This window comes from Leptolyngbya sp. AS-A5 (assembly GCF_039962495.1).
Taxonomy (GTDB): domain Bacteria; phylum Cyanobacteriota; class Cyanobacteriia; order Leptolyngbyales; family Leptolyngbyaceae; genus Leptolyngbya.
The window spans coordinates 1-14,973 of record NZ_JAMPLL010000009.1 but is presented as its reverse complement, the minus strand read 5'-3'; the positions used below and the strand labels follow the sequence as shown (position 1 = coordinate 14,973).

12 protein-coding genes are annotated in these 14,973 nt (G+C 48.9%); 4 read left to right on the top strand and 8 right to left on the bottom strand.

Translation table 11 applies throughout. The annotated features are described in order from the left end of the window. Positions 1 to 4 precede the first annotated feature (4 nt). The 4 genes from ureA to NC980_RS12615 all read right to left on the bottom strand — a co-directional run bounded on the left by ureA (position 5) and on the right by NC980_RS12615 (position 5,099). Positions 5 to 307, bottom strand: coding sequence for an urease subunit gamma (gene ureA / locus NC980_RS12630; RefSeq protein WP_190376903.1), 303 nt, complete (start codon positions 305 to 307; stop codon positions 5 to 7). 294 nt (positions 308 to 601) lie between these two features. Further along, positions 602 to 2,575 (bottom strand): HEAT repeat domain-containing protein, encoded by a 1,974-nt coding sequence (locus NC980_RS12625; protein ID WP_190376902.1) that lies wholly within the window; start codon positions 2,573 to 2,575, stop codon positions 602 to 604. Positions 2,576 to 2,654: 79 nt separating this feature from the next. Then, on the bottom strand, positions 2,655 to 4,097 hold the full coding sequence (locus NC980_RS12620) for a hypothetical protein (RefSeq protein WP_190376901.1): 1,443 nt from the start codon (positions 4,095 to 4,097) through the stop codon (positions 2,655 to 2,657). A gap of 147 nt (positions 4,098 to 4,244) precedes the next feature. Further along, positions 4,245 to 5,099: an urease accessory protein UreD gene (locus NC980_RS12615; RefSeq protein ID WP_190376900.1), complete on the bottom strand. Its 855-nt coding sequence runs from the start codon at positions 5,097 to 5,099 to the stop codon at positions 4,245 to 4,247. A gap of 153 nt (positions 5,100 to 5,252) precedes the next feature. On the opposite strand from NC980_RS12615, the gene NC980_RS12610 reads away from it, so the two are divergent. After that, the gene (locus tag NC980_RS12610; protein WP_347272604.1) at positions 5,253 to 5,714 is read left to right on the top strand and encodes a DUF2141 domain-containing protein; all 462 of its coding nucleotides are present in this window, start codon (positions 5,253 to 5,255) and stop codon (positions 5,712 to 5,714) included. Positions 5,715 to 5,717: 3 nt separating this feature from the next. On the opposite strand, the gene arsS is transcribed toward NC980_RS12610, so the two are convergent. From arsS to NC980_RS12595, 3 genes are all read right to left on the bottom strand, one after another. Next, the gene (arsS, locus tag NC980_RS12605) at positions 5,718 to 6,746 is read right to left on the bottom strand and encodes an arsenosugar biosynthesis radical SAM (seleno)protein ArsS (protein ID WP_190376899.1); all 1,029 of its coding nucleotides are present in this window, start codon (positions 6,744 to 6,746) and stop codon (positions 5,718 to 5,720) included. Positions 6,747 to 6,749: 3 nt separating this feature from the next. Continuing rightward, positions 6,750 to 7,082, bottom strand: coding sequence for an arsenosugar biosynthesis-associated peroxidase-like protein (locus NC980_RS12600; RefSeq protein ID WP_068393759.1), 333 nt, complete (start codon positions 7,080 to 7,082; stop codon positions 6,750 to 6,752). A gap of 63 nt (positions 7,083 to 7,145) precedes the next feature. Further along, the gene (locus NC980_RS12595; RefSeq protein WP_190376898.1) at positions 7,146 to 7,808 is read right to left on the bottom strand and encodes an L-threonylcarbamoyladenylate synthase; all 663 of its coding nucleotides are present in this window, start codon (positions 7,806 to 7,808) and stop codon (positions 7,146 to 7,148) included. Between the two features lie 48 nt (positions 7,809 to 7,856). Between NC980_RS12595 and larC the strand changes: the two genes are divergently transcribed. Beyond that, positions 7,857 to 9,164 carry a nickel pincer cofactor biosynthesis protein LarC gene (gene larC / locus NC980_RS12590; protein WP_190376897.1) on the top strand — a complete coding sequence of 436 codons (1,308 nt, stop codon included), beginning with the start codon at positions 7,857 to 7,859 and terminating at the stop codon, positions 9,162 to 9,164. Here larC and NC980_RS12585 read toward each other — a convergent pair. Further along, positions 9,161 to 11,977: a PAS domain S-box protein gene (locus NC980_RS12585; RefSeq protein WP_190376896.1), complete on the bottom strand. Its 2,817-nt coding sequence runs from the start codon at positions 11,975 to 11,977 to the stop codon at positions 9,161 to 9,163. The two genes, larC and NC980_RS12585, sit on opposite strands and share 4 nt — an antisense overlap. Before the next feature lie 327 nt (positions 11,978 to 12,304). On the opposite strand from NC980_RS12585, the gene NC980_RS12580 reads away from it, so the two are divergent. Further along, the gene (locus NC980_RS12580) at positions 12,305 to 13,756 is read left to right on the top strand and encodes a serine/threonine-protein kinase (RefSeq protein WP_190376895.1); all 1,452 of its coding nucleotides are present in this window, start codon (positions 12,305 to 12,307) and stop codon (positions 13,754 to 13,756) included. 68 nt (positions 13,757 to 13,824) lie between these two features. After that, the gene (locus tag NC980_RS12575; protein ID WP_190376894.1) at positions 13,825 to 14,535 is read left to right on the top strand and encodes a MarC family protein; all 711 of its coding nucleotides are present in this window, start codon (positions 13,825 to 13,827) and stop codon (positions 14,533 to 14,535) included. Positions 14,536 to 14,973: the final 438 nt, after the last annotated feature.

The window sequence follows — 14,973 nt, the reverse complement described above, 5'->3', positions numbered from 1 at the left end:
TCTCCTATCGAATCGGGTTGTGAACGGTGACAAGCTTGGTTCCATCCGGGAAGGTAGCTTCGACTTGGACTTCGTGAATCATTTCGGAAATTCCGTCCATTACGTCGTCTTGAGTCAGGAGCGTGGTTCCGTAGTTCATTAACTCGGCGACGGTTTGCCCGTCTCTTGCTCCTTCGAGAATTGCCGCAGAGATGTAGGCGATCGCTTCGGGATAGTTTAGTTTCAATCCTCTTGCTTTGCGGCGTTCTGCGACTAAAGCGGCAGTAAAAATGAGAAGCTTATCTTTTTCTTGGGGCGTGAGTTGCATCGATTCTGTCTCTGGTCGGCTCGGAATTAAATGTATGACAAAAGCAGAGCAGATGTTGTGAAGAATTTTGGAAATCTTGGATGCGTCCAGCTTATGCCCAATTGGTCTTTTTGATCTTTGAGCACCACAGATCTTGGTGGCCCCCTAAATCCCCCACGAGTGGGGGACTTCAAACCAAAGAATTATTGGATTCTCAAAGTCCCCCAGAATGGGGGATTTAGGGGGCGAAGGATCTGTAGCATTAACAAACTGATTGAGTATTACAACTGATTGAGTATTACAACTGATTGAGTATTACAATTGCGCCCCAAGCGTGGAAAGCAGGCTACTTGCTGCTTCTCGCACTTCTTCGGATTCGTCTTTCTCTGCAAGTTGCTTCACAATCTGCTGCACTTCTGGAAATTGGGCTTGAACTTGCCACAGGTTTCTAAGCAGCGCCATTCTGACCTTAACGGATTTATCCGATTGAATGGCTTGTTTTTGGCTTTGGTAATTCTCTGGCGACATTTCGCGAAATCCTAACGCAACTGCCGCTTCAGCGCGCACCGCTTCTTCTGTGTCGCTCTGTAGGGTTTGAGTTAAGCGTCGATCGATCGTTGGCTCAGGAATTAGGCGCAGAGATGAAACAGCGATCGCTCGAATCTCTGCCTGCGGTGAATTTGTCAGCTTTGTAATGGCATCGAGCGATCGAGCCGAGCCAATATTCCCTAACACCAGTAAGTTTTGCTTGATGTCATCGGAAGATTGCGATTTTTGGAGTCGCTCAACAAAGCGATCGGCGATCGAGTTCGCTCGATTCGGCGCAGACTCAAGTAAGTTGTGTGCGGCTGTACCGAGGGCGAGTTGCGCGGTTGAGGCAACTTGCGAGTTGTCAGAGTTGAAGGCGAAATTGCTTAAGAGCGCGATCGTTTCTGGAGTTGGAGATTTTACGGTTGCAAGACTGGGAATTAGTGCCGCGAGTGTTTTCCAATCTTGAGTTTGAGAATTGATGATTTGAACTAAAGCAGCTTGTGCTTGTGAATGTCCAACAGCACTCAGCGCACCTACAACTAATTGCATCGCTGGAGTGGCTTCACTCTTGAGAATGCGTTGAGCAAAAGCTGCACTGGTTTCTGGTTTGAGATAAATCAAAGCTTTGATCTTGAGATACAGATCAGTGGTGTTCTGAGCTTTGTCGGGTGATTTGCTCAGCGCGTCTAACTCAGATAACAAGCTTTCTAAGGTGCTTTCTCCTAACTGTTGGCGCTGAATTTTTGCTTCCGCTTCTTCTTCGGGAATGGTGTAGGAGAGCGCGATCGCTTGCGTTTGCCGCGATGCACTAGCTTTTTGTAAGGCTGCTAAATCCGTCGCGTTTAATTGTGTCTGTGCAGAATAACTTAGATTCAGTGTTGTTTCGCTTTGTCCAATCTTTTTCTTAGAGACTTCAAAGCTTTGAGTCTCTTTCCCGCTCAGGCTTAAAAGGCGACCTGCTTTTATGTCAAATTTTGCGGTTAATTGTCCCTGTGGAGTAATAATGGGTGTGAGTTTGGTGCTTCTAGGTTTTTTATCGGGTTGTAGATAGCGTAGTTTTGACTTTTGGAACTGATCAAAGGTACTGCGATATTGAGCAATGTACTGTCCGTTCGGATCGTCTTCCTGTGTTTCCCAAGTGCTAACTGTGGGAGATTTTGCTGTGACAAACTGAGTTGAAGCCAGCAGCGATCGTGCAAAACTCTGAGCAATGTTGCTCATGTTCGGATCAAACCGCACCGATAGAATCTTGCCCTGAGCATCAACCTCAGCAAAGATATCTTGAGCGAGATCTTTCTGAATCAGTTGAGACTGTTCTGCAATCAATTGACCATTCGAGAGAATCTGCACATTGAGATTTTGCAAACGATAAGCAACTGTGACGCGATCGTTCTTCTGCTTCAGAACAGTCATGACTAAATCTGCTTGTATCCGATTGTCAAAGTTACTTACAAAGGTACTTGGAGCCTCTGCATTACTATCTGGTTTTAGATCCCCAAACAAAGCCCGTAAATCAGAATTTCCGATATTGCGATAGTCCAACTTGTACGTCAAACGATCGCCCACTTTGAACTGATACTGCGGTGAAGGTTGAGCAACAATCGACGAACTCAGAATTGTGCCAAATTCACCAATCTGTTTGCCATAGGTTAGTGTTCCAGGAATAGCGATTGCAAGTAACAATCCAGATAATGCAAACAGCGATCGACGATGCAGAGGCAACACTTTTTGTAGAGGCAACACTTTTTTAGAAGACATAATCTGATCTCAAGAGCAGTAGAGTGGTGTAATTCTGTCTTTCGGGACAGTAAAAGACAGAATCAAATCGAACGAACCGTTACAGCGCAACTTTGTAAGATTCATCAAACAGATAACCGTCGGTCTTGAAGCCTGTCCAGCTCCAGATGTTCCAGTTCCACTGTTTCTTCTTCCACGGTGGGATACCAAACTTCGGAACATACATATAGGCATAAGCATAAGCATTACCGCTCAGCGCTTCCAGCGAGTTGTATGCCGATAGCTGCATCATCAAGTAAGGGTTGTTGTTCTGGAGCGCCAGATAAGCTCGACCCCGCATATCTAGATCATCGCGTACTAGAAGTAAGTTCGTACCGACACCTGCACCAGCCACATAGATGTCCGCGCCACCTTGACCATAAGCTCTTGCATCCACGAATGGACTCACTTGAGCATACGCCGAAACAATGGCTGGATTTGCGATCGCGAGATACTGAATACCTGCGCTTCCCCGCACCCCAAACGAGGCTCGCATCGGAATTGGGCCTAAGCTAAACCGCAGATCCGCAACCTGACGATCGACTGATCGCGAGAAGCTATCAGACTTGATTAGCAGCGTGTTACGACTGTCTTGGAAGTTATAAACGCTCTGTCCCAGCACATTCAGCCGGACATCAATGGTAGAGTTGCCAGACTTCTGCGAGTTCATTGAAGCAGTCGCCCGGATCAGGTTGGCTTGGTTGTTAAACATATAGCCACCCGCATTGCCCTCCGCATAAGCATTCGAGAAATTCGTCGAGCCTTTAAGCTGAAGTTTTCCGTTGACGTAAGCGGAGAAGGTGCTGGGATTGCCGAGGTTGTAGTTCCAGGCTTTGTTGTAGCCTTTGGGTGCAGGCGGGATGACTCGGATTAAATCGGGATTGATCGGCTTGAACACGGGCGATCGCAGTTGCTTTTGCCGCAAAGTGCCGAGATCGGGCTGCTGGAGAGTATCAAGATCAAATTTAGGATTGAGTTGCGATTGTAGTGCGCCGGGTCGGAGTTCTAAGTTGGGAATGGCTTCGGGTTGCCTGAGAACCAGACTCGGATCAAGCGTGGTTTTAAACAGCGATCGTTCTAGACTGATCTTGCGGTGATCACCTGAAACAGAATCAATCTGCCGTTTCAGTTCGCTTTGATCAATCACCGTCTCTTGCAACAAGACACTCTCTTCTGGTTGTCGGAATGAATAACCAATCTGGCTGAATTGTTGCTCAAGACGATTCAGCTCAGCATAGTATTCGCCTGCTTTGACTTGTTTACCATCTGGCAGCGTCAGAACCGTGTCCGGCGAGATTGGCTTTCCGGTTTCGGGATCTCGCACCTCAAAAGGTTGAAATTGAACGGGTGCCCGCCTGTTGATCCGGACAGTCTCCGGGTTGATTCTTGCAGCATTTGGATTGATGTCGAGTTGACGGGTTTGCGCTGAGACGGACAGGGTGCTTGCTAGATTGAGTGCAGAGAGAGTTGCGATCGAGCTAAGCGCAATTAAACGTTTAGACATAGGTTAGTTCGGCTCCATCGAATGAATGGGGGGATACCACTTCAGCTCTGAACGAGGGGTAGTGAAGTGAATCTTGGTTCAATCGTATGAAGCGCGATCGTGTTTCCCTCTTACCCATTTGGGTAATTCTTCGGAGAACAAACTGTTCTAAAGTTGCCAAACTCTCGGAATGCAGACAGGGCGACCAGACATTGATCGCACCAATCCCCAAACTGCAATTAGCCAGCGTCGGACTTCGCTGCTAGAGTGACCCCGATAGCGGCACAGTAAGCCCAAGGGTAAGCGCGTTACCCCAATTTCGCCCTCACTTCCTGTCCAAAGGGCGCGTGCTTTTTCCACCAGTTCGGACTCTACGGTCTGTCCAATCCAAGCGAAACTAGCAACGATCGGACAGCCTGCTAATCCGTGCGGACTGTTGAAAGTGGTTTCACTGCCTGGAAGCCATTGTCGATCGATCCAAATGGGTTTTCCCGCTTGCCAAACTTCGGTGTGCGATCGCCAATTTCCTTCGAGAAATCGTTCCCCTCTGGCACTCCGTCCAAATCGGGTAATTTCCCAGCCAATCCACGTTGCACCCGGAGCTAAGTTCACGCGCATTGCTTGGCGGAATGAGGCTTGATTAAACACGATCGTTTCGAGCGGCAACCATTCTAGACAAGCGCCTTCTGCTAAATCGATCTCGGTGATTTGCTGGGCTTCGCGCCCATTGGTGCGATAGATTTTGGCGGCGGCGGGAGTGGTGATTAGTGCTTGGCTGTGAGGTGCAAGTTTAACATCGAAAGTTAAGCGATCGCCCCCGACGATTCCGCCTGCGGTGTGCATGATGACACTGTGGCAAGTTCCGCTATTTTCTGGATAGAACGGGCGCTGGACTTTGAGCGGCGCTTTTCCCTGATTTTGAATCAGTTGAGTAATCCCACGGCGATTTTCAAATTCGAGGCGCAAACTACCATGCCAATCGGTTTGGGTTAGCTCAGAAGCAACAGGTCGAGGATGATTCACAGCAATAGAGCGGCTAAAGTTTCGTATTTTTAGCTTCTATCGGGAAAGGCAGCGATCGCAAAATTTACAGAAGCTTTTCAGATTTGCGATCGGAATGCCACAATACTCACAACTTTATTACAGAATGTAAAGGCTATTTCAAAGGAGAAAACCGTGCGAAACCCCTACCCGAAGCTTGCAGCCTTGACCCTGTTTGCAGGCTTAATGATTCCGATGATGGCGCAGGCAAAATCGACCAGTAATTTGAAGATCGTGGTCAACGGTATTCAAAGACAGCAAGGACAGGTCTGTGTCAGCTTGTTTGCAGGCAGCCAGGGATTTCCCGACAAGAGCGATCGAGCAGTACGGGCGCAGTGTCTTCCTGTGGGGCAAGGGCGCACCGCAGTCACGTTTCAGAACTTGGCGTTAGGCAATTATGCGATCGCGGTGTATCACGATCGCAACGGCAATGGGAGGCTCGATCGCAATTTTGTTGGCATTCCCACCGAGGGATTTGGGTTTTCGCGCAATCCGGTGATTCGGACAGGTGCGCCGCGATTTAGTGAAGCGGCTGTGTTTGTCGCAGGAACAGAGACAACCGCTCAGATTCAGTTGCAGTATTTGTTAGGCGGTTAGAGTCTAGGTCAACGCGCCGCCGCATGAACTTCCTGCCCCGGCGGTGCAGCCGAAACAATGTCGCCCAGTTACGATCGTCCGATTCCTCAGCTTCTCTAAATCGAGATACCGCAGGTGTGGTGTTTCACATTTCAAATCAAGCATCTGATTAAAGTCGCAATCATATAAGTATCCATCCCATGAGATCGATAGTGTGTTGCAACACATTAATCCGTTGATTGTTGAAGGATTGAACGAATTGACTAACAATTCCATGTAGCCCTGTAAGTTTCCGGTGGATTCGAGCCATTCCAAAAATCGCGAGATTGGCATGTTGTTCAGCGTGATTAAGCGATCGAAGCTCACGCCCTGATATTTCATCAGTCCAGCTTTCCACTCTTGTTCGAGCTTGGCTTGTCCACTGGCAAGAAATGCGCCAACCGGATTGCTCATTAGAGTTAGCTGCCGATCGGGATCTCCCGCGCCATAGCCTGCTGCATTTAAGCGCCTCAAAGCTTCGATCGATTTCTCAAACGTACCATCACCGCGTTGGGCATCGGTGTTTCGTTGGCGATAATGCGGCAAAGAGCAAACGACTTCGACTTTCCGTTCTGCTAACCATTCGGGCAGAGCTTCCATCGTGGGAAGCAGTAAAACGGTGAGATTACAGCGATCAATTACTTTTTTCCCACGCGCCACACATTGATCGACCAAGTAACGGAAATTCGGATTAAGCTCCGGTGCGCCACCTGTGAGATCAACGGTGTGAGCATTGGTTTGATCTAACGCCTGTAAACACAGATCCACGGTTTCGCGAGTCATAATTTCTTTGCGATCGGGACTCGCATCGACATGGCAATGCCGACAGGTCATATTACACAACTTGCCAACATTAATTTGGAAAATCTCCAGTTCAGCGGGTTGAAGGCTATCCCAACCGTGAACAGCTAAGCGATCGGAGAAATCTCCGTTGTTTAACGGCAGATTGTCTAAAAGGCTTTGCTGATAATCGGTTGAGGTGAGGGGCGATCGGCGTTTTAAAAGTGAAGTCATGCTCTACATTGCTAACTTGTTAACTTGATCCAGCATTTGCAGCCCGTGAATCAGCGATGATCCACCTCGAATGGCTGTGGCAACATGAACCGCTTCGGTCATTTGCTCTAGATCTGCGCCTTGCTGGAGGCACTCTTTAGTGTAGGCATCAATGCAATAAGGACATTGAACCGTGTGAGCGACCGCGATCGCAATCAGCGCTTTTTCGCGCTTCGACAATGCGCCTTCTTCAAACACGGCACCATAATACGCAAAGAACTTTTCAGCCAGTTCGGGATTGCCTTCGCTGATTTTGCCAAAGTTGGGTAAGTGGTCGGGATTGTAGTAGGTATCCATGTTCGATTAAATGGTGGGCTATAACAATCCTAATTGACCGATGGGTTGAGCATCTTGTCTAACCTACTCCAATACCCAATCTGCCGCAGCCTCCCAACCTAATCCTTTTCGCACGATCTCAGGCTCATCGGCGGTGAGATCCAGAATCGTCGATACTGCCTGTGTCGGTTCCTGTCCGGTATCGACAATCAAATCAACCAGCCGATCCATACTGTCGAATAGTTCTGGTAGCGCTAAATTCTCTGGATTGCGTACCTTAAGCGGAATCGTTTCATCCTCCACCGGAACATGGGCAGAAGTCGAGATAATTGGATTTCCGAGCGATTTTAGCAACGCCTGACAAACGGAATGGTCGGGAACTCGAATTCCAGTCGTTTTCCGCTTGGGATTCATCACCAGCTTAGGCACTAATTTCGTCGCAGGCAGGAGAAAGGTATAACTCCCTGGAACCAGACTCCGCATAATCCGATACGCCCGATCGCCCACCACGGCATACTGAGAAATATCAGAAAGCGAGGAACAAAGAAACGTTAACGGTTTTTCGTTTGCCAGTTGCTTGAGTTGCCGGACACGCTGCACTCCAGATTTGGAATTGAGATCGCAGCCGATCGCGTAAACCGTATCCGTTGGATAGAGCATCACGGCTCCGTTACGCAGTTCTGAAACTACTTGATCGACGCTGCGCGATTGAGGTGTATCTGGATGAATTTTGTAGAGGGTTGCCATAGCTGAGCGGGTGTATTGTGGAGAGGTATTTAACCCTTTTCATGTGTGATGAGCAAGATTGCGTACCTGGATTGCCCCACAGGAATTGCTGGGGATATGTGCCTTGGGGCATTAATCGATATGGGCGTTCCTCTAGGGTATCTAACCGAAAGCCTCGATCGACTAGGCATTTCGGAAGAATATCAGCTTGAAGCCGAAACGGTATACCGCAATGGACAACGCGCAACTAAAGTTCATGTGCGATTAAAGTCGGATGCTCAATTCTCACCTGATCACGAGCATCATGCTCAGGAGCATTCCCACGCTCACGCTCACAATCATCCTCATGACCATGAATATCAGCACGAGCATCATCACTCCCATGACAAACTACGCCGCCTACCCGAAATCGAGCGCATGATCCACGGTGCAAACTTGTCTCCACGGGCAGAAGCTTGGAGCTTGGCAGTATTCCGGCAGTTAGCGATTGCAGAAGGAGCCGTCCACGGCATTCCACCGGAAGAAGTACATTTTCACGAAGTTGGCGCGATCGATGCCATTGTGGATATCGTCGGCACCTGTCTCGGCTTCGACTGGCTGAACGTCGATCGCATTGTTTGCTCACCTTTACCCACCGGAGGCGGCACCGTCTGGGCGGCACACGGACGCTTACCCGTTCCTGTTCCCGCCGTGCTGAAATTATTTGAACTGCGGCAAGTCCCGATCTACAGCAACGGCATCGAGCGTGAATTAGTCACTCCCACCGGAGCCGCGATCGTCACCACTCTTGCTGCAGATTTTAGCGCTCCGCCAAAGATGACGCTGCAAAAAATCGGACTCGGAGCCGGAACGATCGATCTCCCGATTCCGAATATGATGCGAGTTTGGATCGGCACCACCGAAGATCACCAATCTACAGCGCATCAGATGACCACACCGCAAACCGTTACAGTCCTCGAAACTCAAATTGATGATCTCAACCCCCAAGCGATCGGATATGTCTTCGATCCCTTATTTGAAGCTGGAGCGCTCGATGTGTTTACGCAAGCGATCGCGATGAAGAAATCACGTCTCGGAACATTATTAACAGTGATTTGTTTACCAGAAAAGGCAGCAGAGTGCGAAACAATTTTATTTCGCGAAACAACCACATTAGGAATTCGACGCACAACACAAAAGCGAACAATCCTTGATCGTAGATTCGAGAAAATCAGCACGGAATATGGCTCAGTTCAGGTCAAAATTGCTTCTCAAAATGGCGCGATCGTCAACGTGCAGCCCGAATATGAAGACTGTGCCCGCATTGCGCGAGAAGCAGATTTACCCTGGCGAGAAGTGCATCGCATCGCCCTGCAAACCTGGCATTCTACGCATTAGGAAACTTGCTGCCGTAGCGGAATTTCAATGACAAATTCTGCACCCTGTCCAGGCGTGGAAAAACACTGAAGCGTCCCTCCGTGGTTTTCCGTAATAATTTGATAGCTAATCGACATTCCCATGCCTGTGCCTTTGCCCACAGGCTTTGTCGTAAAGAACGGATCAAAAATACGCTGCTTCACCGCTTCTGGAATGCCGACACCATTGTCTGCAATCCGAATCTGAACGCGATCTCCATTCAAAACCTGAGTGCGAATCTCAATGCGGTTGGGAGATGCTTTAATCTGCTCAAAAGAGCGGTGTTGATTTTGCCCCTCTAGTGCATCTAGCGCATTCGCTAAAACATTCATAAACACTTGATTCAGTTGTCCGGCGTAGCACTCCACCAACGGCAAATCGCCATATTGCTTAACCACTTCAATTGCAGGCTGCTCAGCTTTTGCTTTGAAACGGTTTTCTAAAATGATTAAGGTGCTATCAATGCCTTCATGAATGTCCACTTCTTTACAAGCTGCCTCATCCAACCGTGAGAAGGTTCGTAAAGAATGAACAATCTGACGAATACGATCGGCTCCCATCTTCATCGACGTGAACAAGCGAGGTAGATCCGCCTCAATAAATTCCAAATCGATTTCCTCGATCTTGTCTTGAATGACCGGAGATGGATTCGGATACTGCGTCTGGTAAAGGTCGATTAATTTGAGCAAATCCTGAATGTACTCACCCGCAGGCGCGACATTACCATAAATAAAGTTCACTGGGTTATTGATCTCGTGAGCAACACCCGCGACTAACTGACCCAAAGACGACATCTTCTCAGCCTGAATCATTTGCAGTTGGGTGCGCTGGAGTTCCTGCAATGCCGCTTCTAGCTCCTGTGCTTTCTGTTGCAGAATGATTTCGGCTTGTTTTTGTGCTGTGATGTTGCGAATAATTGTAGAGAAATATTCAGGAGTGCCATCGGCTTTTTTGTGAGCAATGACGACCTGCGAGACCGGAATTTCACATCCACTATGGGTCACGACGATCGACTCGCCTTGCCAAATGCCTTGCTGAATCGCGATTGGAAACGCTTGAGCAGCAAGCATTTTACTGGCAGCTGGCGGATGCACACTATCAATTGGAAAACCAATCAGGTCTTCTTCAAGTGGAATTTCAAGTAAGTGGTGTCCCGCCGCATTGAGATAGAGAATTGTACCTTGCATATCTGCAATACCGACAAAGTCAGAGGTCGCTTCTAGAATAGCGGTGAGTCTTGCCTGTGCCTGTTCTGCGGCTTTGCGATCGCGAATGTCGCGAACAATTGATAGAGAGCAAGGCTGATTGTTATAAAGGAAAGGAGCAGCGGTGACTTCAACCTCAATGCAACTCCCGTCTTTGTGCAGATCGATCGCCTCGCAGGAAAACTGTTCTCCTGCCTGAACCGTCTCAACAAACCGAGAGAACTTTGAGACAGAATCTGCATGGATGTAATCAGATGGATCGAGCTGAAGAAGTTCTTCGGCGGTGTAGCCGTGCATCTGGCAGAATGCGGGGTTAACGGCGACAGCTTTGCCTGTTTCTAAATCGACAATACTGATACCATCGTTGATTGTTTCAAAAATGCTGCGGTAGTGGGCTTCCGCCTGTTGCAGCGCAGTTTCAGCCGCTTTGCGATCGCGAATATCGCGAATGATTGATAGAGCGCAAGGCTGATTGTTATAGAGAAAAGGAACCGCAGTGACTTCAATATCAATGCAAGTGCCGTCTTTGTGCAGATTGATCGCCTCGCAGAAAAACTGTTTTCCTGCCTGAATTGTCTCAACAAACCGAAAGAACTTTGGAAAAGAGTCTGCATGAATGTACTTAGACGATTCAAACTGAAGAAATTCTTCGGCGGTATAACCATGCATCTGGCAGAACGCAGGGTTAACGGCGACGACTCTGCCTGTTTCTAAATTAACGATGCTGATCCCATTGTTGATCGCTTCAAAGATACTGCGGTAATGGACTTCTGCCTGTTGCAGCGCAGTTTCAGCCGCTTTGCGATCGGTGATGTCAAACGAGGTCGCAACAATCCGACAAATTCTGCCGCGATCGTCTTTAATCGGATTGAGAGTGGTTAACCACCAGAAGTCACGCTCTCCGATTGGTAAAAACTCTTCGTAAGTAATTGAAGTGCCTGCTTCTAGACAGCGATGATAATCCTGCCGCACCATTTTTCCATGCAGTTCGCCCATTAATGCTTCTGGCGTTTGATCGACGATCGCTTCGCTGAGAATCCCGGTAATTTTCTCGGTTGCCGGATTCCAGCCGACAAACCGAAATTCTTTATCCTCTAATACATCGACGATCGTGATGCTGTGCTCGACGGCTTCATATACACTCTGAAGAAATTGCTCTTGCGCTTGTAGTGTTGCTTGGGTCGCTTTACGATCGTCGATGTCTCGCACAATCCCTTGCAGCCCGATCGGGTTTCCACTGTTGTCTTGAATTAATGCAACATTCAACGAGACCCAATACCAGCTTCCGTCTTTGTGGATATGACGAAACTCAATGCCCGAGAAATTTTCACCCGTTTTGATCACATTCTGTAAAATTGCTTCGATTCGGAGAAAGTCTTCAGAATGAATCAGAGGCATCCACGATCGTCCCACCCATTCTTCTGGTGCATACCCGAACAATGTCTGGAGTTGAGGCGAAATGTAGGTTAGTGTCCAATCTAACTGACAAACCCAACTGAGATCATTGGCTGCTTCAACCAAGCGCCGAAAGTTGATGCCATCCTCTGGTTGAGCATTCTTTTCTAGGTGACGGTGAATGGTATCCTGCATAAAATTGAAACAGGGACAAAACAGGTAAAGGGCGTTACCTCAGCTCAAGCGATTGAGATGGGGTGTATGTTTCCAGGATGCCCCTGTATTAACTTTTCTATCGAGCAGTACAAAATCTATTCCTTCAAGAAATCGTCGTCTGTGCGATCGGTTGAATCAACGTGACTTAATATCTCTAGAAACCGATAAATTACAATTCGATCTCGCCTCGGAACTTTGGAGTCAATTTGTCAAACGAATTAATTCTCTTTTCACCCACAGATACTCAGAGATCGAACGACGGTAGCTTACACTAGAAGCGTTTGTTAACCCATTACACCGATCGTCATGACGATATTTGTGGGCAAAACGCTCTCAAACGGCAAATATACCCTCGATCAAGAACTCGGACGGGGAGGGTTTGGCGTGACCTACCGTGCGACTCACCATTGGCTCGCTCAAGTCGTGGTGATTAAAACAATGAATGATGCACTGCGGCAAGACCAGAACTTTGCCAACTTCCAGCGTCAGTTTCAAGACGAGGCAAAACGGCTCGCGATGTGCGTTCATCCAGGCATTGTGCGAGTCAACGACTTTTTTGCCGAAGAAGGCTTGCCCTACATGGTGATGGATTATATTCCGGGTCTGACGCTGGCGCAGGTCGTCGCTCATTCGCCCTTGCCCGAAGCGACCGCGATCGCCTTCATCCAGCAAGTGGGAGCAGCGTTAACAGCCGTGCATCAGTTGGGATTACTGCATCGGGACGTGAAGCCACAAAACCTGATTTTGCGCCAGGGAACCGATCAGGTGATTTTGATTGACTTTGGCACAGCGCGGGAATTTTCTCCAGGCTTAACGCAGGCGCACACGAGTATGTTTTCCGAGGGCTATGCGCCGATCGAGCAGTATTTACCCCAAGCCAAACGTACCGCTGCAATCGATGTCTATGGACTGGCGGCAACGCTTTATACTCTCGTCACAGGTCAGGTGCCGATCGCATCAGTTTTGCGCGATCGCCAACCCCTCCCGGAACCGCGACACCTTCGCCCCGATCTGAGTCCGAGAACGAATCAGGCGATTTTACAGGGCATGGCACTTGAACCGCACCACCGACCCGCCACCGTGGAAGACTGGTTAGCCTTGCTGCCAGAACTAAAGCAGGAAGCGATCTCGGCCCTGCCGATCGCATCGGTTCCGGCTCCAAGAGCACCCATTAGCCAAGTTGCTACCCTCGCGGTTGGATCACCTCATTCTGATCGAACTGATCGCGTGAACGTTCACACAGAACCGCCGCTCCCCCAACGCCACGATCAACCCAAACAGCCCTGGCTCTGGGGTGGGATTGCTGCGATCGGGCTGGCAGTTCTGAGCCTGTGGGCAACCCGATTCTCAACACCATCCAGCGCTCCAGTGTCTCCTCAACCCACTGTGTCACCCCAGGATGAGCCATCGATCAGTCCAAGGCAGCGTGAGGATATCGTTGCACCGTCTGCGCCAGCGCGTCCCAAGCCAGCATCGACTCCAGCCAGCCAACCGTCTGCTTCTGAAGCATTGCCCTTGGTTACACCAGAGCCATCCCCTGATCCCCTACCGCCAGAACCAACGCCCGCTCCAGAACTGCCAACGATCCCATCGCCTTCTGCCAGCCCGACGACTTCGCCGTCTCCAGATCTAACCCCTGACCCGCTACCCCCTGCAGTGCAACCCATTCAATCCGAGCAGGAGGACAAAAAAGAAAGAAAAGAGCAGCGCCAAGACGAGAAACGAGAAGAAAAAGGGGAGAAGCCAGACAAAAAGTAGCTACTTGTGCCGATTCGGCGTAGGCTCAAATTCTGCAAGCTGTGTAAATAGACCTAGATAGAGCAGTTATGTTTGATTTTCAATTTGTGTCGTTCCCTGCTGACTGGCAGGCTTTGGCGCAACATCTCCCCATTGCTTTCATCGCAAAAGCCTTTTTAACACTCTTTGTGATCGTCGATCCGATCGGATTAGTTCCTCTGTTTATTACCCTAGTTGAAGGTCGATCGCCGGAGGAACAATCTCGCATTGCTCGACGCGCTATTTTAGTCTCAGCCGGGATTCTCTCAACCTTCGCCCTCACCGGAGCCTTTGTCTTACGCTATCTTGACATCAGCATGGAAGCATTTCAGGTTACAGCCGGAATTTTGCTCTTCAAGATTGGGATTGATATGGTGTTTGCCCAGCGAGAACGGGAAACCAAAGAAGAGGAGCAAGAAGCGCAACTGCGTGAGGATGTGAGTGTCTTTCCGTTGGCAATTCCATTAATTGCAGGTCCTGGTACGCTCGCCAGTATGCTGATTTTGATCAAGGAAGCGGATAGCCATGTGCTGGGAGAAGTAATCGTCTTGACAGATGCTGCGATCGTGCTGGTGATCGCTTACGCATTGTTGATCCTGGCAAAGTATTTAGCTCAAGCCCTGGGTCGAACCGGGGTCAATGTGGTGACTCGGATTTTAGGGGTGTTGCTGGCGGCGCTGGCGGTGCAATACATTGCGGATGGCACGATCGCTTTGCTACAAACGGGCGTGATCCACTTTTTGCAGCAGTACCAAGCTTAGGACTCTGTTATGCAGAGAGTTGTAGATTGCAGCTTGCTAACTTCGGTTGCTTATGTGAAGTAGCGATGTCATTGATGCAATGGCGAAGATTGCTCAGGCTGATGCTGCTTTGTACAGAACCAAACGTCAGGAACGTAATCGGGCGATCGCTTATCAAGCTTAAGTCACCGAGAGCCAGACTTCTCTTGTTTGTTCCCGCTTCGGGAGAAGGCGCTTGGTGAGGACAGAATCGCTCTCATAAACCACCGGGATGCTACTAACAAAAAATAATAACTTTACATTTTTTCAAGTATAGTCTGCTGTATTGATTAATAGAGTTGTTGGTTAATAGAATTGCTGGGAAATAACTTTACCTCAAAGTGAAACTCTGACAATTTCAGCTTTCTGTCATCAGATCAAGCAGCTTTCAAGTAGAAATTCCATAATCCAGCGGCAGTC

Bases quoted from the DNA above. Each gene is read 5' to 3' on its own strand.
- ureA (WP_190376903.1), bottom strand. From the start codon at position 307: ATGCAACTCACGCCCCAAGAAAAAGATAAGCTTCTCATTTTTACTGCC.
- NC980_RS12625 (WP_190376902.1), bottom strand. From the start codon at position 2,575: ATGTCTTCTAAAAAAGTGTTGCCTCTACAAAAAGTGTTGCCTCTGCAT.
- NC980_RS12620 (WP_190376901.1), bottom strand. From the start codon at position 4,097: ATGTCTAAACGTTTAATTGCGCTTAGCTCGATCGCAACTCTCTCTGCA.
- arsS (WP_190376899.1), bottom strand. From the start codon at position 6,746: ATGACTTCACTTTTAAAACGCCGATCGCCCCTCACCTCAACCGATTAT.
- NC980_RS12600 (WP_068393759.1), bottom strand. From the start codon at position 7,082: ATGGATACCTACTACAATCCCGACCACTTACCCAACTTTGGCAAAATC.
- NC980_RS12595 (WP_190376898.1), bottom strand. From the start codon at position 7,808: ATGGCAACCCTCTACAAAATTCATCCAGATACACCTCAATCGCGCAGC.
- larC (WP_190376897.1), top strand. From the start codon at position 7,857: ATGAGCAAGATTGCGTACCTGGATTGCCCCACAGGAATTGCTGGGGAT.
- NC980_RS12585 (WP_190376896.1), bottom strand. From the start codon at position 11,977: ATGCAGGATACCATTCACCGTCACCTAGAAAAGAATGCTCAACCAGAG.
- NC980_RS12580 (WP_190376895.1), top strand. From the start codon at position 12,305: ATGACGATATTTGTGGGCAAAACGCTCTCAAACGGCAAATATACCCTC.
- NC980_RS12575 (WP_190376894.1), top strand. From the start codon at position 13,825: ATGTTTGATTTTCAATTTGTGTCGTTCCCTGCTGACTGGCAGGCTTTG.